The organism is Curtobacterium sp. YC1, from assembly GCF_016267665.1.
Classification (GTDB): Bacteria; Actinomycetota; Actinomycetes; order Actinomycetales; family Microbacteriaceae; genus Curtobacterium.
In genome coordinates this window covers 2,948,500-2,965,670 of sequence record NZ_CP066341.1, presented here as the reverse complement: position 1 = coordinate 2,965,670, position 17,171 = coordinate 2,948,500, and the positions used below count along the sequence as shown (strand labels likewise).

19 protein-coding genes and 1 riboswitch are annotated in these 17,171 nt (G+C 73.0%); of the genes, 9 read left to right on the top strand and 10 right to left on the bottom strand.

Annotation, left to right across the window (positions count from 1 at the left end):
• Positions 1 to 57 precede the first annotated feature (57 nt).
• Together I8920_RS14015 and I8920_RS14010 are read left to right on the top strand one after the other, a co-directional pair.
• Positions 58 to 2,505 carry a GH92 family glycosyl hydrolase gene (locus tag I8920_RS14015; RefSeq protein ID WP_232832752.1) on the top strand — a complete coding sequence of 816 codons (2,448 nt, stop codon included), beginning with the start codon at positions 58 to 60 and terminating at the stop codon, positions 2,503 to 2,505.
• A 74-nt stretch (positions 2,506 to 2,579) separates the two neighbouring features.
• Positions 2,580 to 3,038, top strand: a complete 459-nt coding sequence (locus I8920_RS14010) for a hypothetical protein (RefSeq protein ID WP_198656903.1) — start codon at positions 2,580 to 2,582, stop codon at positions 3,036 to 3,038.
• 65 nt (positions 3,039 to 3,103) lie between these two features.
• Here I8920_RS14010 and nagA read toward each other — a convergent pair whose 3' ends face one another.
• The 4 genes from nagA to I8920_RS13990 form a co-directional block, all read right to left on the bottom strand.
• A complete protein-coding gene (gene nagA, locus I8920_RS14005) occupies positions 3,104 to 4,270 on the bottom strand; it encodes an N-acetylglucosamine-6-phosphate deacetylase (protein ID WP_198656902.1) in 1,167 nt (388 codons plus the stop codon).
• Positions 4,267 to 4,674 (bottom strand): YrdB family protein, encoded by a 408-nt coding sequence (locus I8920_RS14000; protein ID WP_198656901.1) that lies wholly within the window; start codon positions 4,672 to 4,674, stop codon positions 4,267 to 4,269. Before I8920_RS14000 ends, nagA begins: the two co-directional genes overlap by 4 nt.
• Positions 4,675 to 4,682: 8 nt before the next feature.
• A complete protein-coding gene (gene purU, locus I8920_RS13995) occupies positions 4,683 to 5,543 on the bottom strand; it encodes a formyltetrahydrofolate deformylase (protein WP_232832751.1) in 861 nt (286 codons plus the stop codon).
• Between the two features lie 77 nt (positions 5,544 to 5,620).
• Entirely contained in the window at positions 5,621 to 6,079 is a 459-nt protein-coding gene (locus I8920_RS13990) for a MarR family winged helix-turn-helix transcriptional regulator (protein WP_198656900.1), read from the bottom strand.
• Positions 6,080 to 6,152: 73 nt separating this feature from the next.
• On the opposite strand from I8920_RS13990, the gene I8920_RS13985 reads away from it, so the two are divergent.
• A complete protein-coding gene (locus tag I8920_RS13985; RefSeq protein WP_198656899.1) occupies positions 6,153 to 7,025 on the top strand; it encodes an NAD(P)H-binding protein in 873 nt (290 codons plus the stop codon).
• Positions 7,026 to 7,124: 99 nt separating this feature from the next.
• Here the strand turns inward: I8920_RS13985 and I8920_RS13980 are convergent, their stop codons facing one another.
• Both I8920_RS13980 and clpS read right to left on the bottom strand, forming a co-directional pair.
• A complete protein-coding gene (locus I8920_RS13980; protein ID WP_198656898.1) occupies positions 7,125 to 7,598 on the bottom strand; it encodes a DUF2017 family protein in 474 nt (157 codons plus the stop codon).
• Positions 7,595 to 7,882 (bottom strand): ATP-dependent Clp protease adapter ClpS, encoded by a 288-nt coding sequence (gene clpS, locus I8920_RS13975; protein WP_198656897.1) that lies wholly within the window; start codon positions 7,880 to 7,882, stop codon positions 7,595 to 7,597. Before clpS ends, I8920_RS13980 begins: the two co-directional genes overlap by 4 nt.
• A gap of 38 nt (positions 7,883 to 7,920) precedes the next feature.
• Positions 7,921 to 8,006, top strand: a riboswitch (ZMP/ZTP riboswitch).
• 78 nt (positions 8,007 to 8,084) lie between these two features.
• On the opposite strand from clpS, the gene glyA reads away from it, so the two are divergent.
• The 4 genes from glyA (at position 8,085) to I8920_RS13955 (ending at position 11,536) form a co-directional block, all read left to right on the top strand.
• Positions 8,085 to 9,392 carry a serine hydroxymethyltransferase gene (glyA, locus tag I8920_RS13970; protein ID WP_198658769.1) on the top strand — a complete coding sequence of 436 codons (1,308 nt, stop codon included), beginning with the start codon at positions 8,085 to 8,087 and terminating at the stop codon, positions 9,390 to 9,392.
• 23 nt (positions 9,393 to 9,415) lie between these two features.
• Positions 9,416 to 10,327, top strand: coding sequence for a tetrahydrofolate dehydrogenase/cyclohydrolase catalytic domain-containing protein (locus I8920_RS13965; RefSeq protein WP_182066614.1), 912 nt, complete (start codon positions 9,416 to 9,418; stop codon positions 10,325 to 10,327).
• Between the two features lie 223 nt (positions 10,328 to 10,550).
• Entirely contained in the window at positions 10,551 to 11,003 is a 453-nt protein-coding gene (locus I8920_RS13960) for a hypothetical protein (protein WP_198656896.1), read from the top strand.
• Complete coding sequence (locus I8920_RS13955) at positions 11,000 to 11,536, top strand: hypothetical protein (protein ID WP_198656895.1); 537 nt, start codon at positions 11,000 to 11,002, stop codon at positions 11,534 to 11,536. Before I8920_RS13960 ends, I8920_RS13955 begins: the two co-directional genes overlap by 4 nt.
• Before the next feature lie 14 nt (positions 11,537 to 11,550).
• Here I8920_RS13955 and galK read toward each other — a convergent pair whose 3' ends face one another.
• Positions 11,551 to 12,690, bottom strand: a complete 1,140-nt coding sequence (gene galK / locus I8920_RS13950; protein ID WP_198656894.1) for a galactokinase — start codon at positions 12,688 to 12,690, stop codon at positions 11,551 to 11,553.
• Entirely contained in the window at positions 12,687 to 13,784 is a 1,098-nt protein-coding gene (galT, locus tag I8920_RS13945) for a galactose-1-phosphate uridylyltransferase (protein ID WP_198656893.1), read from the bottom strand. The genes galK and galT overlap by 4 nt, the downstream gene beginning before the upstream one ends.
• A gap of 64 nt (positions 13,785 to 13,848) precedes the next feature.
• Between galT and I8920_RS13940 the strand changes: the two genes are divergently transcribed.
• Both I8920_RS13940 and I8920_RS13935 read left to right on the top strand, forming a co-directional pair.
• Complete coding sequence (locus I8920_RS13940) at positions 13,849 to 14,694, top strand: DeoR/GlpR family DNA-binding transcription regulator (RefSeq protein ID WP_198656892.1); 846 nt, start codon at positions 13,849 to 13,851, stop codon at positions 14,692 to 14,694.
• Complete coding sequence (locus I8920_RS13935) at positions 14,691 to 15,623, top strand: aldose 1-epimerase family protein (protein ID WP_198656891.1); 933 nt, start codon at positions 14,691 to 14,693, stop codon at positions 15,621 to 15,623. Before I8920_RS13940 ends, I8920_RS13935 begins: the two co-directional genes overlap by 4 nt.
• A 91-nt stretch (positions 15,624 to 15,714) precedes the next feature.
• On the opposite strand, the gene I8920_RS13930 is transcribed toward I8920_RS13935, so the two are convergent.
• Together I8920_RS13930 and I8920_RS13925 are read right to left on the bottom strand one after the other, a co-directional pair.
• The gene (locus I8920_RS13930) at positions 15,715 to 16,035 is read right to left on the bottom strand and encodes a hypothetical protein (protein ID WP_198656890.1); all 321 of its coding nucleotides are present in this window, start codon (positions 16,033 to 16,035) and stop codon (positions 15,715 to 15,717) included.
• A gap of 180 nt (positions 16,036 to 16,215) precedes the next feature.
• Complete coding sequence (locus I8920_RS13925; protein ID WP_198656889.1) at positions 16,216 to 17,049, bottom strand: SGNH/GDSL hydrolase family protein; 834 nt, start codon at positions 17,047 to 17,049, stop codon at positions 16,216 to 16,218.
• Positions 17,050 to 17,171 lie beyond the last annotated feature (122 nt).

Here is a 17,171-nt window from a genome sequence, read left to right as displayed (position 1 = left end):
GAGAGCGCTCGGTGTCCGTTCGCGCGTCCCCCGTCCGAGGGGTCTAGCGTCACGGACGTGAACCGATCTCGCGTGCACCGCCGCCCGCTCGTCCGCCCCCTGCCGCTCGTCGCGGTGGCCGCGATCGCCGCCCTCCTCGGCACCGGGGTCGTCGCGGCCCCCGCAGAGGCCTCGCCCGCCGCGCACGTCGGCCGACCGGTCACGGACCCCGCCCGGTACGTCGACCCCTTCATCGGCACGAGCGGCGACGGCAACACGTGGCCCGGCGCCACCGCGCCGTTCGGCATGATGCAGTGGAGCCCGACCGGCACCGCGGGCGACCAGACCTCGACCCCGGTCGCGAACGGCTACTCGTACGACGTGAACCGGCTGCGTGGCTTCAGCCTGACCCACCTGAACGGTGCCGGGTGCGCGCCGGGTGCGGCCGGGGACGTCCCGATCATGCCGGTCACCACCCCGGTCACGACCTCGCCGTCCGCCGACTCGAAGGACGCCGTCTACGCGGCCGGCTACTCGCACGACGACGAGCACGCGAGCCCCGGCCGGTACGGCGTCGCGCTCGACAACGGTGTCCGCACCGACCTCGCCGTGACGACCCGTGCCGGCGTGGGCGCGTTCACGTTCCCCGCTGGCAAGGACGCGAACCTGCTCTTCCGCACGTCGAACTCGATCAACGGCAGCGAGGCCGCGACCACCCGGGTCGACCCGCGCACCCGCACGGTCAGCGGCAGCGTCCTGACCGGCGGCTTCTGCAGCCGCCGCGCCAACGGCGGCGGCGCCACGAACCCCGACCGGCGCAGCTACTACCGCATCTACTTCACGGCGACCTTCGACACGGCCTTCGCGAGTACCGGCACCTGGAAGGACGGCGAGGTCCGGCCGGGAGGCACGGCCTCCTCCGGTGGGGAGGGGTACCTGACCGGCGCCGACCGCGCCGGACGCGGCTCCGGCGCGTGGGTCGGGTTCGACGCGCGTCGCGGCGCGACCGTCACCGCGCGCATCGGGATCTCGTACGTGAGTGCAGCCGGTGCGGTCGCGAACCGCGACGCTGAGGTGACCAAGCGGTCGACCGTCGCCAGCGTGGCGGCCGGCACCCGGGCCTCCTGGAACCGAGAGCTGTCGCGCCTGCGGGTCGGCGGCGGCACGGCGGACCGGACCACCCAGCTGTACACGTCCGTCTACCACGCACTCATGCAGCCGAACACGCTGAACGATCGCGACGGGCGGTACCTGGGACCGGACCTGCAGGTCCACCGGAAGGACCGGGGCCACCGGGCCGTCTACGGCACGTACTCGGGGTGGGACCAGTACCGGGCGCAGATCCAGCTGCTCGCGCTGCTGCGGCCGGACGTCGCCGGGGACATGGCGCAGTCGATGCTGCGGTTCGCCGAGCAGAACGGCGGCGTGTGGGACCGGTGGCTGCACCTCGGCGCGCCGACGCACGTGATGACCGGCGATCCCTCTGCCGCGACGCTGGCCACCTGGTACGCGATGGGTGTCCGGAACTTCGACGTCCGAGCCGCCTACGCCTCGCTGAAGCGGCAGGCGACCGTCGAGAACACCGACGCCGAGAGCGACATCGGGTGCCCGGGCCAGTGCCTGGCGCAGCGGCCGGCGCTCGACGAGTACCTGGAACGGCAGTACGCCGCGAACGACGACTGCTCGTGCTGGGGCGGGGCCGCCGAGACCCTCGAGAACTCGATCTCCGACAGTGCCCTCGGGTACTGGGCGGGGTCGATGGGCCTGCGCTCCGACGCCCGGATGTTCGCCGAGCGTGGCACGTACTGGGAGAACACCTTCAACGCCGCTGTCGGACACCAGGCCGCACGCCAGGCCGACGGGTCGTGGACGCCGGGCTGGTCGCCGTCCACCGGGACCGGCTTCGCGCAGGGCACCAGCGCCCAGTACACGTGGCTCGTGCCGCAGGACGTGCGGGGGCTGTCGTCCGCGCTCGGTGGTGACGCCGCCGCCGTCACCCGCCTCGACGCCTTCTTCCACGACGCCTCGGGCAACTGGGCCGTCACCGGTCGCGACGCCACCAGGTTCGACCCGACGAACGAGCCCGACATCCACACGCCGTGGATGTACAACGCGCTCGGCAAGCCGTGGAAGACGCAGGAGACCGTGCGACGGGTCGTCGACGACGCCTACTCGACCGGGCCGGACGGGCTGCCGGGCAACGACGACCTCGGCACGATGAGCGCCTGGTACGTCTTCGCCTCGATCGGACTGTTCCCGCAGACGCCGGGGCGGGCGGAGATGCTCATCGGCAGCCCGACCTTCAGCACGGTCGAGATCCGGCGGTCGAGCGGGGAGCGGATCGTCATCCGGTCCTCCGGCACCGAGCAGTACGTGCAGGGAGCCCGGTTGAACGGGTGGACGCACGAGCGGTCGTGGGTGCCGGCGTCGTTCGTCACGCGTGGCGGGACGCTGGCGCTCCACGTCGGGGACACGGCAGACACGGGCTGGGCGAGCGGGGAGCGTGGGCGACCGATCGACCGGTGAGCCCCCGCCGTGGGACGGCCACCGCCGGGCCGTCCAGCACGATGTGGGAAGCCCGTGTGGGGAGAGGGGCCGTGGTGAACGACACCGACGAGGGGCGCGTGCGGCAGCCTGGACGCTCCGACCGCTGGCCGGCACCGCTCCGCGACCTGTTCCCGTGGTGGTACCTCGCCGGGATGGTCGCGTCGTTCGCCGTCATCCTCGTCGTCGTCCCCGAGGGCAGCACCGGAGCGGTCGCCGTCTGGGGGCCGCTGATCGGCTTGACGATCCGCGACCGCGCCGAGTCGGCCCGGAGCCGTTCCGATCGCGGGCTCCCGATCGACCGAGCAGCGCTGACGGCTCCGCGGTGGAGCGAGCCGGCGCTCACCCTCGTCTGGACCGGGGTCTCCGTGGGACTCGGCCTGGTCCTCAGCGTGCTGATCCGCGACGCCCCCGCGGCGATCGGGTGGACCGGCGCGGGGCTCCTGGTCGCGAGCGCTGGCGGGTTCGCGGGCGTCGCCCTGGCCCTGCGGGCGCGCGCCCGTCGCGCGCGCTGACCCTGCGGACCTGGCCGCCGTCGGTGATCCGAGGCGCACACCGGCGTGCGAGTGACCGCGGCGGCTCAGCGCAGCTCGCGCCCGCCGCCCCACACCCGCTGCACCTCGAGCGCCGGTGACAGCGCCACCAGGTCCGCGGCGGAGCCCGGCGCGATCCGACCCAGTCGGTCGCCGAGTCCGAGCGCTCCGGCCGGCACGCTCGTCAGCGCGGCGACGGCCTCGGGCAGGGTGCGCCCGGCAAGCAGGATCGCGTTGCGCAGCGCCGCGTCCTGCGTGAGCGTCGAGCCCGCGATGGTGTCGGTCCCCGCCACGTGCGCGACCCCGTCGGTGACCGTGACGTCGAGCGACCCCAGCCGGTAGGCGCCGTCGGCAGCGCCGGCTGCCCCCATCGCGTCGGTGATGAGCGCGACGCGACCAGGAGCGGCGCGGAACAGGGTCTCCGCGACGACGGGGTGCACGTGCACGCCGTCGAGGATGAGTTCGAGCGTCACGCGCTCGTCGGCGACGGCGGCACCGATCGGCCCCGGTGCCCGGTGGTGCAGCCCCGGCATCGCGTTGAAGGCGTGGGTCAGGATCGTCGCGCCGGCGTCGAACGAGGCTCGGGCCTGGTCGTACGTGCCGACGGTGTGGCCGACGGCGACCGTGACGCCGGCGTCGACGAAGCGCCGGACGGCGTCGACGGCACCCGGCAGCTCGGGCGCGATGGTGACCTGGCGCAGGACGCCCTCGCCCGCTTCGAGCAGGGCGTCCACCGCGGCGGGCGTCGGGTCGACCAGGAACGACTCGTTGTGGGCGCCCTTGTTGTGCGGGGACAGGAACGGCCCCTCCAGGTGCACGCCGAGCACGAGCGGGTCGTCGGCCATCACCGTGCGGACGCGTGCCATCGAGGCCGCGAGCGACGGGATCGGGTCGGCGACGAGCGACAGGACGGAGCGGGTCGTGCCGTGCGCCCGGTGGACGGCCAGTGCGGCCGCGAACGAGTCGTCCTCGTAGGCCTCGGTCGCACCGCCGTGTCCGTGCAGGTCGACGAACCCGGGCGTCAGGGTCGCGTCGCCCAGGTCGACGACCCGGTCGGCCGCCGGAGCCTCGGGGCCGGTGCCGACCGCGGCGATGGTGTCGCCGTCGACCAGGACCCAGCCGTCCGCCGTGGAGCCGGCCGCGTCGACGACGCGGGCTGCGCGCACCAGGGTGCGCCGCGCCTCCTGGCCGGTCGGGAGGCCCGTGGCGCTCATGCGGTCTCCCTGCGGAACGCGACCACGCCGCTCAGGGCGGCGACCACGATGAAGACGAGGCCCACGACCGGGTGGCCGATGGAGATCCAGGTGGCGCCTGCGGCGACCACCAGTGCGACCTCGACGATGGTCTTGCCGACGATGTCCGTCTCGATGGGGGAGCGCGGCGAGCGGAAGAGGTACCAGACCACCGCGGCGAACAGCGGGGCGCCGACCATGAACAGGTAGCCGGGCAGCGGGAGCTGCCACGACCAGTAGCCCCAGAAGGCCAGGGACAGGAGCCCGAACACCATCACCGCGATCCGCAGCACCGTCCAGGCGTCGACCTGCCGTCGCGGCTGCCGGGCGGCTGCCGGATCGGGGTCCGGTTCCCAGTCGACGGGGGACTGCGGGACGTTGGTCATGGTGCTGCCTACTTGAAGATGATGGTGCGGGCGCCGTCGAGCAGGACGCGGTCCTCCGCGATCCAGCGCACCGCCTGTGTGAGCGTGCGGGACTCCTCGTCCTGACCGATCGACACCAGCTCGGACGGTTCCTTGGTGTGGTCGACGCGGACGACGTTCTGCTCGATGATCGGACCCTCGTCGAGGTCGCTCGTCACGTAGTGCGCGGTCGCACCGATGAGTTTCACGCCGCGGGCGTGCGCCTGCCGGTAGGGGTTCGCGCCCTTGAAGCCGGGCAGGAACGAGTGGTGGATGTTGACCGCGCGGCCCTCGAGTGCGGCGCAGAGTTCGGGCGACAGGATCTGCATGTAGCGGGCGAGGACGACGAGCTCGATGTCGTGCTCCTCGACGGCCTGCAGCACGCGGCGCTCCATCTGCTCCTTCGAGCCGGCGTCGGTGACGGGCCGGTGCTCGAACGGCACGGAGTAGAAGGCTGCCAGCTCGGACAGGTCCGGGTGGTTGGACAGCACGAGGGGGACCTCGATCGGCAGCTGCCCGCCGCGCTGCCGGTAGAGCAGGTCGTTCAGGCAGTGCCCGGCCTTCGACACGAGCACCAGGGTGCGCAGCGGGCGGCCGACGACGTCGAGCTGGACGCGGGCTTCGTAGCGGGCGACCACGGGGGCGAGCGCGGCCTCGAAGGTCTCGCGGTCGACCGGCGCCATCACCTGCAGGCGCATGAAGAACGTGTTCGTGTCGGCGCTCGAGAACTGCTGCGACTCGGTGATGTTGCCCTGGGCCGCGACGACCGCTCCGGAGACGGCGTGCACGATCCCGGGCTGATCGTCGCAGACGAGCGTCAGGGTCCAGTGCGTGGGGATCGGGTCGGTCACCGGTTCAGGGTACCGGCCGTGCGGGCGCCCGCGGGGCCGTCAGCGGCGGCGGCCGGTGCTCCCGCCCGCGTTGCCGGTCAGGGGACCGCGGCGGTGTCGTCCGACGGGTCGTCGGACCCGAGCAGTGGGAGCAGGGTCGCCGCGACGGGCTCGGCGCCGTCGCCGAACCACGCGTTGCTCGCGCGGACGACCGGGTGGGCGCGTGCCAGCAGCGCCTCGCCCTGGTCGGTGAGCCGCATCCGGGAGGCCCGTCCCCGCCCCGGCGCGGCGCCCCGCTCGACGAGTCCCCGCGTCGTCAGCCCGCGCGCGAGCGTCGTCATGCTCTGCGGCCGTACGCCGACGGCCCGCGCCAGGTCGGCCTGACTGAGCTCACCGGCTGCGCCGAGCTGGACGAGCACGCCGAACTCGACGGGCGTCAGCCCGAGCGGTGCCAGCTCGACCGCCAGGCGCCGGGAGAGCGCCCGGGCCGCGCGGATGACGGTCCACGCGAGCACCCCGTCGACGTCGTGGTGCGGGGCTGGGAGTTCCTGGGGCACGGGGCGATCGTACCGGCGTACGGTCTGGTATCAGGTAACTGATACTGACGGACGGACCGAGACAGGAGCAGACATGGGTGCGATCGTGGCGGTCACCGGCGTGACCGGGGACGTCGGTGGGAAGACGGCGGAACTGCTGCGGGCAGCGGGGACGTCGGTGCGGGCGCTCGTCCGCCGACCCGAGCAGGTCGACACGCTCCGCGAACGGGGCATCGACGCCCGACTGGCCGACCTGGGCGACGAGGACGCGCTGACGGCGGCGTTCGAGGGGGCCGACCGGTTCTTCCTCGTGACGCCGGTGAGCCAGCGGCAGCGCGAGCAGGGGACCACCGCCGTGCGCGCCGCCCAGCGGGCCGGGGTCGGTCGGATCGTGCAGCTGTCCGGCGGTGACGCCGCCGAGCACTCCCCGATGTCGTGGGCGCGTGCTGCCTGGCACATCGACCGTGCGGTGCGCGAGAGCGGCCTGGCGTGGACGATCCTGCACCCCTCGTCGTTCATGACGAACGTGCAGCCATCGGCGCCGGCGATCCGACGGGGGTGGTTCCCGCACACCACGGGTCGCGGGGTCATCGGGTGGATCGACACCGAGGACATCGCCCGCGCCGCCGTCCGCGTGCTCACCGAGGACGGGCACGACGGCACCGAGCCCGTGCTCACCGGTCCGGACCTGCTCGACGCACGGGGTGTCGCCGCCGCGCTCGCCGCCGGACTCGGGCGGCCGGTGCGCCCCCTGCACCTGCCGAGTCGGGTCTACGCGGGCGCGCTCCGCCTGAGCGGGGTGCCGGCGTGGCAGGCGGAGGGGCTGCGGCAGCAGTTCGGTCGGGTCGTGCGCCGCGGGCTGGACGGGGCCGACGTGATGAGCGACGACGTACGGCGCATCACCGGCACCGCGCCCCGGAGCCTGGCCGACTGGGCGCGAGCCCACCGCGAGGACCTGCTGGGGTGAGCGGTGGCGCCGGGGGCGAGCCGGGCCTCCAGGCTGGGCGCGGTCCGGCCGCGCGGTCCGGCCGCGCTCGCTCGGCCGCGCTCGGTCAGCGGCGCTCGGTCAGTGCGACGTGAGCGTCGTGACCAGGTGCTCCTGCACGTACCCGAGCCAGTCGTAGACGTCGCGGAGGCCGACGCCCGCGTCCGCCTCGACCGAGCGCTGTTCGTCGTCGGCGTCGGCGATGCCGAGCCGCTCGGCGATGGTCAGCCGCAGGTCGGTCAGGGTGCGGAGCCAGGCCTGCTCGTCCTCGGTGTCGAACGGACCGTCACGCACGCCCGTCAGCCACTCGTGCACGATGGTCGCGTTCGTCGTCTTCTGCGTCAGCAGGTCGGACTGCGTGTACTCCCGGAACTCCGCACTCGCGTCGTCGTCACCGGGGTAGGCGTCCGGGAACATCCGCTCGGCGACGGGGTCGTCCGTCAGGTCGCCGTCGAGCACCTGCCGCAGCTGCTCGGTCAGCGAGGTGAGCAGGGCGCGCTCGCCGGAGGACATGCCGAGGTGCACGCCGTCGGCCCGGCGGACGAAGGGGATCACGCCTCGGGCGCCCGGTCGACCGTCGCCTGCAGGCCGTAGCCGTGCATCGACTGCACGTGGGCCTCCATCGCCTCGCGGTGCCCCGTGGCGACGATCGCCCGTCCCTCGGCGTCGACCTGGTGCATGAGGCGCTCGGCCCGCTCGCGGGAGAACCCGAAGTGCTGCTGGAAGACGTAGGTCACGTAGGACATCAGGTTCACCGGGTCGTCCCACACGACGGTGACCCACGGCGAGTCCGTCCGGGCACGCGTGCGTTCGTCCACGTCAGGCGACAGCAGGCTCATGCACCCAGGGTGACACAGGGCGGGGTCGCTCGGTACGATCGTCACGTCGCGACTGGCGTTGGATGGGTCACCATCGGGGAGCGACAACCGACACGGTGCGCGGCCGTACGCCTGGGCTGCACCGACCGACCGTCCGAGTGCGACCAGCTGGTCGTCCGCACACCGTAGGAGTCCCGTGTCCATTGCCGATCTGCCCCCGTTCGTGTCCGAGTCGGCGGAGGCCCCCGCCGGTGCCGTCGACCAGGCCGCGGCCCGTGCCGCCTTCAACGCCCCGCTCAGCGAGGTCGACCCCGAGATCGCCGCCGTCCTGCAGCAGGAGCTCGGCCGCCAGCGCGACACCCTCGAGATGATCGCGTCCGAGAACTTCGTGCCGCGCGCCGTCCTCGAGTCGCAGGGCTCCGTGCTCACCAACAAGTACGCCGAGGGCTACCCGGGCAAGCGCTACTACGGCGGCTGCGAGTTCGTCGACGTCGCCGAGCAGCTCGCCATCGACCGGGCGAAGGCCCTGTTCGGTGCCGCCTACGCCAACGTCCAGCCGCACTCCGGCGCCAGCGCGAACGCCGCGGTCCTGCACGCCATCGCCTCTGCCGGCGACACCATCCTCGGCCTCGAGCTCGCCCACGGTGGTCACCTGACCCACGGCATGAAGCTCAACTTCTCCGGCCGCATCTACAACGCCGTGTCGTACGGCGTCGACCCGGAGACCTTCGAGGTCGACTACGACGACATCCGCGCGAAGGCGATCGAGCACCAGCCGAAGGTCCTCATCGCCGGCTGGTCCGCCTACCCGCGCCAGCTCGACTTCGCGAAGTTCCGCGAGATCGCGGACGAGGTCGGCGCGACGCTCTGGGTCGACATGGCGCACTTCGCCGGGCTCGTCGCCGCGGGCCTGCACCCGTCGCCGCTGCCGCACGCCCACGTCGTGTCGTCGACGGTGCACAAGACGCTCGCCGGTCCGCGTTCGGGCATCATCCTGTCGAACGAGGAGTCGCTCTTCAAGAAGCTGAACTCCGCGGTGTTCCCGGGCCAGCAGGGCGGCCCGCTCATGCACGTGATCGCCGCCAAGGCCACCGCGTTCCTGCTCGCCGGCCAGCCGGAGTTCAAGGACCGCCAGGAGCGCACGCTCCGCGGGGCGAAGGCGCTGGCCGACCGGCTCACGCAGGACGACGCCACGGCCGCGGGCATCGACGTCCTGACCGGTGGCACCGACGTGCACCTGGTGCTCGTCGACCTGCGCGAGTCCGAGGTCGACGGCAAGCAGGCAGAGGACCTGCTGCACGAGGTCGGCATCACCGTGAACCGCAACTCCGTGCCGTTCGACCCGCGCCCGCCGATGGTCACCTCGGGTGTCCGCATCGGCACCTCGGCGCTGGCGACCCGCGGCTTCGGCGACGCCGAGTTCGCCGAGGTGGCGGACATCATCGCGCTGACGCTCATGCCGAACCCCGACATCGACGCGCTCTCGGCCCGGGTCACGGCCCTCACCGACGCGTTCCCCCTGTACGCGTGACCGCCACGTCCTCGCTCGCGCCGATGCCGCGTGAGCGCTGGGCGGGCGAGGGCAGTGCCGTCCGCATCGACGGCACCGCCCTCGCCGCCCGCACGCTCGACGACCTGAAGACCCGCATCGACCGGCTGCACGACCACGGCTTCCGCCCCGGGCTCGGCACGATCATGGTCGGTGAGAACCCGGGCTCGGTGTCCTACGTCGCCGGCAAGCACAAGGACTCGGCGCAGATCGGGCTCGACTCGGTCCGCATCGACCTGCCGTCGTCGGCGAGTGCTGCCGACATCCGAGCGGCGATCCTGCAGATGAACGACGACCCCCGGGTCACCGCGTTCATCGTGCAGCTCCCGCTGCCGCAGGGCATCGACCCGATCCCGATGCTCGAGCTGATGGACCCGGCGAAGGACGCCGACGGCCTGCACCCGACCAACCTCGGTGAGCTCGTCCTCGCCGTACCGGGCGGCGCGGGCACGATCGACGCCCCGCTGCCGTGCACGCCCCGGGGCATCGTCGCGATGCTCGAGGCCTACGAGGTCCCGATCCGGGGTGCCCACGTGACGATCATCGGGCAGGGCCTGACCGTCGGGCGCCCGCTCGGCCTGCTGCTCACCCGCCTCGAGGCGACCGCGACCCTGACGCACTCGCTGACCGCGGACGTCGCCGCGGAGTGCCGTCGCGCCGACATCATCGTCGCCGCGGCCGGGGTCGCCGGGCTCGTCGAGCCGGACTGGGTGCAGCCCGGCGCGGCCGTGATCGACGTCGGCATCACCCGCGTGGTGAACGAGGAGACCGGCAAGGCGAAGCTGCACGGCGACGTCGACCCCGCGGTGGCGTCGGTCGCGGGCTTCCTGTCGCCGACCCCGGGCGGCGTCGGGCCGATGACCCGCGCGATGCTCATGAAGAACGTGGTCGAGGCCGCCGAGCGCCACCTGCACTAGGCGCTGCGGGCGGCGCGGGCGCGGCGCGGGCGCTCCCTCGCCCCGCTTCGTGAGCAGGAACGGTCGGGTCCCGGTGTGCGACTCGACCATTCCTGCTCACGAGGGCGGCCAGGAGGCGCGGCTCGCCCCCGCCCCGTCGGTCCGGTCGCGGGGACGGCCGGGTCCGGGACCGCCCCTCGGACGGGCGGTTCTGCTGCGGGCCGTGCCGCGCTACGGTTCGAGCATGACCACGACCGCCGCGGAGCCACAGGGCCGCGAGACGCTGTTCACGAAGGACGCCCGGAAGCTCGTCTGGATCACCCTGATCTGCCTGTTCCTGCAGGCGATCGGTCAGAACTGGTCGGCTGCTCCGCTGCTGCCGGGGAGCACCGATGAGGCGACCGTGGGCACCGTCGAGTTCCAGGCGCGGCCGTGGATCGGCTGGGTCGTGCTCACGCTCGGCTTCGCCGTCGCCGGCTTCGTCGTCGGCGTCGCTCGACGCGGTGCTGCGCGCTGGGACCAGGACCGTGTGCTCGCCCTCGGTCTGGCCGGGGTCGTCGGCGTGACCGTGCTGGTGTGGGTGCTGTTCATCGTGCAGTACGAGTGGGTGTACTGGGCGGTCGCGCACGGCAACCTGCACCCGTTCACCATCGGGGACGTCTCGTCGTCGATCGAGCGTCCGGGGTACCAGCCGTGAGCGCCCCGCGAGGTGCTGGCGTCCCGACCACGGAGGACACCGTGCAGACCGCGCCCGTGATGGCGCCGACCGGTCGACGGCTCCGCCCGCGCGGGTGGGGACTGGCGGTCGTCGGCATCGTCGCCGTCGCGCTGTGGCCGAGCATCACCACGTGGTCGATCTCGGCCGACTACGGCGGGACGGACACCGCCGGCAACTGGATCGACAACGCCGGCAACCGGGTCGCCAGCGCGCCGCCCACCGTGCAGGTCGAGGGGCACACGGCGCCCGTCGCGCTCGCGGTCCTGCTGCTCGTCGTGGTGGTCGGCGTGTTCCTGCCGCCGACGCTCGAGCGGCACGGCCAGCGAGCCATCGGCGACGTCGTCCGGTACGCGGCGTACCTCGCCGTCCCGGTGGTCGTCGTGGTCGGTGTGCTCGTCTACACGGTGTGGCAGGGTCACGTCGTGATGGACCAGGTGCAGCACGAGGTCCTGCGCCCACACGGGTTCCCGTGGGGCGGGGTCTCGGTCACGACGGGGCACATGACCCGCTGACCGGTCGCCCGCTGTCAGTCGCGGCGGGCGCCCTGCGCGGCGTGCACCGTGAAGACGGTCGGTTCGCGGTACCCGGCGTCGGCGAAGGCGGCGGTGACGGCCGTGGCGATGCCGGCACGGGCCTCCCGGTCGACCAACGCGATCGCCGCACCGCCGAAGCCGCCGCCGGTCATGCGTGCACCGACCGCGCCGTGGGCGACGGCCGTCGCGACGGCCAGGTCGAGCTCCGGCACGGAGATCTCGAAGTCGTCGCGCATCGACTCGTGCGAGGCGACGAGCAGCGAGCCGATCGCCCGCGGACCCTGCTCGCGCAGCGTGCGCACGGTGTCGAGGACGCGCTGGTCCTCGGTCACGATGTGGCGAACACGGCGGAAGGTCTCGTCGTCCAGGAGCTCCTGGGCGCGGGGCAGGTCGTCGACGCTGACGTCGCGCAGCGCCTCGACCCCGAGGACCTGCGCGCCGCGCTCGCACGACTCGCGGCGGGCCTTGTACCCGCCGGTTGCGTGGGCGTGCTCGACGCGGGTGTCGATGACCAGGACCTCGAGGCCGTTCGCCTCGAGCGCGAGGTCGACGACCGCGGTGTCGAGTGTGCGGCAGTCCAGGAACACGACGGCGTCCTGCTCGCCGAGCAGCGACGCGGACTGGTCCATGATCCCCGTGGGCGCACCGACCGCGTGGTTCTCGGAGTACTGCCCGACCCGTGCCAGCGTCTTGCGGTCGAGTCCGAGCTCCCACAGGTCGTTGAACGCCAGCGCGACGCCGCACTCGATCGCCGCACTCGACGACAGGCCGGCGCCGACGGGCACGTCCGAGTCGATGAAGACGTCGAAGCCGGTCGCGTCCGACAGGTCGACGCCGGCGTGCTCGCGCAGCGCCCAGGCGATACCGAAGACGTACGCCGACCACCCGTCCATGGCGTCCGGTGCCAGGTCGTCGAGGCCGAGCGACACCGGACCGCCGGCCTCGTCGAAGGCGGACGCGACCCGGATGACCCGGTCGTCGCGGCGGGCGATCGCCGCGGTCGTGCGCCGGTCGATGGCGAACGGCAGCACGTAGCCGTCGTTGTAGTCGGTGTGCTCACCGATCAGGTTGACGCGGCCGGGCGCGGAGTACCGCACCGTCGGCTCGTACCCGTAGACCTGCTGGAACGTCATGCGCGCTCGATCCCTCCTCGGATGAACTCGGCGGCCTGCTCGGGCACGAGGTCCCCGATCCAGGCACCCATGGCGGCTTCGCTGCCGGCCAGGAACTTCAACTTGTCCGCCGCACGTCGCGGCGAGGTGATCTGCAGCATCAGCCGCACGGTGTCCCGGGCGGTGTGCACCGGGGCCTGGTGCCACGCGGCGATGTACGGGGTCGGGTCGCCGTAGAGCGCGTCGAGCCCGCGGGTGAGCCGCAGGTGCATGTGCGCCAGCTCGTCCTTCTCGGCGTCGGTCAGGCCGGCGAAGTCGGGGACGTGTCGGTGCGGCAACATGTGGATCTCGATGGGCCAGCGCGCGGCGAACGGCACGAAGGCCGTGAAGTGCTCGCCCTGCAGCACCACGCGCTCCGACGCCCGCTCGTTCGCCAGGTGCTGCTCGAACAGGTCCGGGCCGAACCGCTCGATGCTCGCCAGCAGCCGCTGCGTGCGGGGCGTGATGTACGGGTACGAGTAGATCTGGCCGTGCGGGTGGTGCAGCGTGACGCCGATCGCCTGGCCGCGGTTCTCGAACGGGAACACCTGCTGGATGCCGGGCATCGCGGAGAGCGCGGCGGTGCGGTCCGCCCAGGCCTCGACCACGGTGCGGGCGCGCGACTCGGTGATCGACGCGAACGAGCCCTCGGTCGCGGGGGAGAAGCACACGACCTCGCACCGGCCGACGCTGCGGAGCTGCCGGTTCAGGCCGACGTCGGACAGGGACGCCAGCGACTCGGGGGCGTCGTCGGCCTCGAGCAGGGGGCCGAACGACGGCGACCGGTTCTCGAAGACCGCGACGTCGTAGGTGCTCGGGATCTCGGACGGGTTCGCCGGGGTCTGCGGCGCGAGCGGGTCCTGGTCGGCCGGCGGCAGGAACGCACGGTTCTGCCGGGACGCCGCGATGGACACCCACTCGCCGGTCAGCACGTCCTGCCGCATGCGGGCCGTGTCCGGACGCGGGTCGAGCACGCGCTCGTCCACGTTCCGCTCGGCGGGCAGCGTGCTGTCCGCGTCGTCGAAGTAGAACAGGTCGCGTCCGTCAGCGAGCTTCGTCGAGCGCTTGGTGATCACCGGCCCAGCCTAGCGCGCATCCGAAGCGTTGCGAAAGACACCGGAAGCGGGCGAAACTGGGGGCATGAGCGACGACGACCTCTCCTTCCTCGCCGGCGCGCTGCCCGCGCCGCTGCGCCAGGACCGCATCGTCTCGATCGTCGACGGCGCACCGGGTCTGGTCCGGACCGCCGCGTTGGCCGCGTCGCTCGGCACCAGCGAGGTGACGGTCCGCCAGGACCTCGCCGTCCTCGACCAGGAGGCGCGGATCCGCCGGGTGCGCGGCGGTGCGGTCCGCCTCGGGGTCGCGTCGACCGAGCGGCCGTTCGAGGAGACCGCCGTCGAGCACCAGGTGGCGAAGGCGGCCATCGGACGGGCGGCCGCGGAGCTCGTGCGTCCCGGGCAGTGCGTCGTGCTCGACGTCGGCACGACCCCCGCGGCCGTCGCCGAGGCCCTGGTGGCCCGGACGGAGCTGACCGGGGTGACCGTGGTCACGAACTCGCTCACCACGGCCCTCGCGCTCGAACGAGCCGTCCCGCGCTTCACCGTCATCGTCACCGGCGGGACGCTCCGGCCCCTGCAGCACTCGCTCGTCGCCCCCTTCAACGGGGCCGTCCTGCCGATGATCGCCGCCGACGTCGTGTTCCTCGGCGGGACCGGACTCGACGTCGACCACGGCCTGACCAACGTCAACCTGCCCGAGACCGAGGCGAAACGGATGCTCGCCGCCGTGGCTCGGCGTACGGTCGTGGTCGCGGACGGGTCGAAGTTCGGCCGGGCCCACATCGGGGTCGTCCGTGCGCTCGAGGACATCGACGTCGTCGTCACCGCCGGGACGACGGCGGACGCGGTGGGCCCGATCCGGGCTGCCGGGGTCCAGGTCGTCGTCGCGGACGGGTCGGACACAGTCGGAAGGGACCAGACACCATGACCGCAGCACCCACGGGTGGCCAGTACCGCCTCCACCACGCCGGACCGGACGGCGTCGTCGAGGCCGTGATCACCGAGGTCGCCGCCGGCATCCGCGAACTCCGCGTCGCCGGCTTCGACATCACCGAGCCGTTCCCGGTGACCGAGCAGCCGCCCGGGGCGAACGGCATCGTCCTGGTGCCGTGGCCGAACCGGGTCGCCGGTGGGGTGTGGGAGCTCGACGGCGCGCGCCAGCAGCTCGACGTCTCCGAGCCGAAGTACGGCAACGCCTCGCACGGCCTGCTCCGCTTCGCCCCGTACCGCGTGGTGTCGCAGACCGAGACCGCCGTGCAGCAGGAGGCCACGATCCACCCGCAGCACGGCTGGCCGTTCACGCTCGAGACCCGCGTGCTCCACGAGCTCGTCGACGACGGCATCCGGGTCACGCACGAGATCACGAACCGCTCCGGCGTCCGCGCGCCCGTCGCCGTCGGTGCCCACCCGTACCTGCGCGCCGGTGACACCCCCGCCGAGGACCTCGTGGTCACGCTCGACGCCGACACCGCCTTCACCGTGGACGAGCAGAAGGTGCCGAACGGGACGGTGCCGGTCGAGGGCACGCCGTACGACCTGCGCCAGGGGGTCCGAGCCGGCGATGCCGATCTGGACACCGCGTACAAGGACATCACCCCGGACGCCGACGGGGTCCGCCGCACCACGATGCACGGGCCGGAGGGCGACGGCGTCGAGCTGTGGCAGGACGCCTCGTTCCCCTACGTGCAGGTGTTCACCTCGCGCGAGTACCCGCGGGGCGGCGGGAAGGGCCTGGCCGTCGCGGTCGAACCGATGACGGCGCCCGCGAACGCGCTGAACTCCGGCGAGGGCCTGCGCTGGCTCGAGCCCGACGAGACCTGGACCGGATCGTGGGGGATCCGGCGCGTCTGGTCCTGAGGGCCCCGGTCGGTACCACCGCTGACGCGAGGAAGGCCCCGCCGGCTGTCCGGCGGGGCCTTCCTCGTGTCGCTTCGGGACGCCGGGAGCGTCAGCCGCGGCGCATGCGGAGCGCCTCGACCGCGAGGGACTCCGTCGCGTACCGGCCGACCTCGTGCGCCCATGCCGGGTCGTCACCGCGGAGGGCGACGAAGTCCTCACGCTGGCGGCAGACGTACCCGAGCACCGCGGTGGCCGTCGCGACCTCGATGAAGTCCGTGCGGATGTGCCGCGTCGTGACCTTCGCGCCACGGCGGAGCGTGTCGAGCAGCAGCTCGTTGCTCATCGTCGTGCCGGTCGCTGCTGCGAGCTCGACGATGCGGCGCGCGTCACCGGTGGTGCTGGTCTGCGTGGCTTCGATGGGCTCGATCACGGTGTACCCCGTTCGTTCGTTCGTGGTGGTGCGGTGCTGCAGGATCCGGTGATCGGATCCGGGAACGACGATATCGGCGCTGGCCCAACAGTCCGCTGTGTGCAGGCCAGTGTGCGCAGGGGACCTGCCATGAGGGCCCTGGGGAGAGCGTGTACCCCGTTCAGGAACGAGTCGTGTGCGTCACGCGCACCGAGCGCCGTCGGCCGACCCGGCGAGGGCGTCCAGCGACTCACCGACACGATCTGCCAGGTACTGGTAGCCGGCGTCGTTCGGGTGGCCGCCGTCGATCGCCGAGTAGGCCGGGCTGTTCTCCGGCGTGAACCACCGGCCGGCCAGGGCGTCGATGTACGGCACGCCCTCGGCCGCGGCTCCGGCGGCGACCGAGGCGGACAGTCCGACGGTTGACTCCGCCCACGGCTGCGGGGCGGACGGGCCGAGTGCGACCACCACGGCGTCCGGCCAGGTCTGCTGAGCCGTGCGGAGTGTCCGCTCGACGGTGGCCTGCAGGGTGTCCGCGTCGACGAGCCAGTCGTTCTGGCTGCCCTGCACGATGACGAGCTGCGGGTCGAACGGCGCGTGGCGTTCGAGCCGGGGGCCGTACGTGTAGTGGGACGAGCCCGTCCGCCCGGTGTCGACGTAGCCGGTGCCGGAGTACCCGTCGATCTTGGCGTCCCAGTCGCGGTCGGCGGCGAGGTCCTGCGCCCAGCCCTGGGTGCCGCTCGTCGAACCGCGGCCCGCCGTGTAGGAATCACCGACGATGAGGACCCGGGAGCCGGGGGCGATCGCTGCCGCGACCTGTTCGCCGGAGACGCCGGCGCTGGTCACGGACGCGGCCGTCGACGAGGAGACCGGCTGGCAGGCACTCGACACCGTGGGGAGGATGAGCAGGAGGCCCGTCACGCCGAGGGTCATGGCACCGAGGGCGAGCCCCGGGACGAGGCGGCGGTGGCGTCGACGCGTCGTCGCCGGGCCGGTGGGGGTGCCCGGCCGCGCGCGCTGCGATCGTCGGCCCATCCGTCAGATTCTAGACAACAGCGTGACGAGAGGCTGGGAGGTGGGCCCCGTGGGGCTCGAACCTGACGCGGATGGACATCGCTGTCTGACGACGCGCTACTGCTCGCGGTTGAACTCGGTGG

Excerpts from the sequence above, each read along its gene's own strand:
- I8920_RS13965 (WP_182066614.1), top strand. The coding sequence starts at position 9,416 with ATGCCGCGTGAGCGCTGGGCGGGCGAGGGCAGTGCCGTCCGCATCGAC.
- I8920_RS13985 (WP_198656899.1), top strand. The coding sequence starts at position 6,153 with ATGGGTGCGATCGTGGCGGTCACCGGCGTGACCGGGGACGTCGGTGGG.
- I8920_RS13960 (WP_198656896.1), top strand. The coding sequence starts at position 10,551 with ATGACCACGACCGCCGCGGAGCCACAGGGCCGCGAGACGCTGTTCACG.
- galK (WP_198656894.1), bottom strand. The coding sequence starts at position 12,690 with ATGACGTTCCAGCAGGTCTACGGGTACGAGCCGACGGTGCGGTACTCC.
- I8920_RS13935 (WP_198656891.1), top strand. The coding sequence starts at position 14,691 with ATGACCGCAGCACCCACGGGTGGCCAGTACCGCCTCCACCACGCCGGA.
- I8920_RS13925 (WP_198656889.1), bottom strand. The coding sequence starts at position 17,049 with ATGGGCCGACGATCGCAGCGCGCGCGGCCGGGCACCCCCACCGGCCCG.
- nagA (WP_198656902.1), bottom strand. The coding sequence starts at position 4,270 with ATGAGCGCCACGGGCCTCCCGACCGGCCAGGAGGCGCGGCGCACCCTG.
- I8920_RS13940 (WP_198656892.1), top strand. The coding sequence starts at position 13,849 with ATGAGCGACGACGACCTCTCCTTCCTCGCCGGCGCGCTGCCCGCGCCG.
- clpS (WP_198656897.1), bottom strand. The coding sequence starts at position 7,882 with ATGAGCCTGCTGTCGCCTGACGTGGACGAACGCACGCGTGCCCGGACG.
- I8920_RS14000 (WP_198656901.1), bottom strand. The coding sequence starts at position 4,674 with ATGACCAACGTCCCGCAGTCCCCCGTCGACTGGGAACCGGACCCCGAT.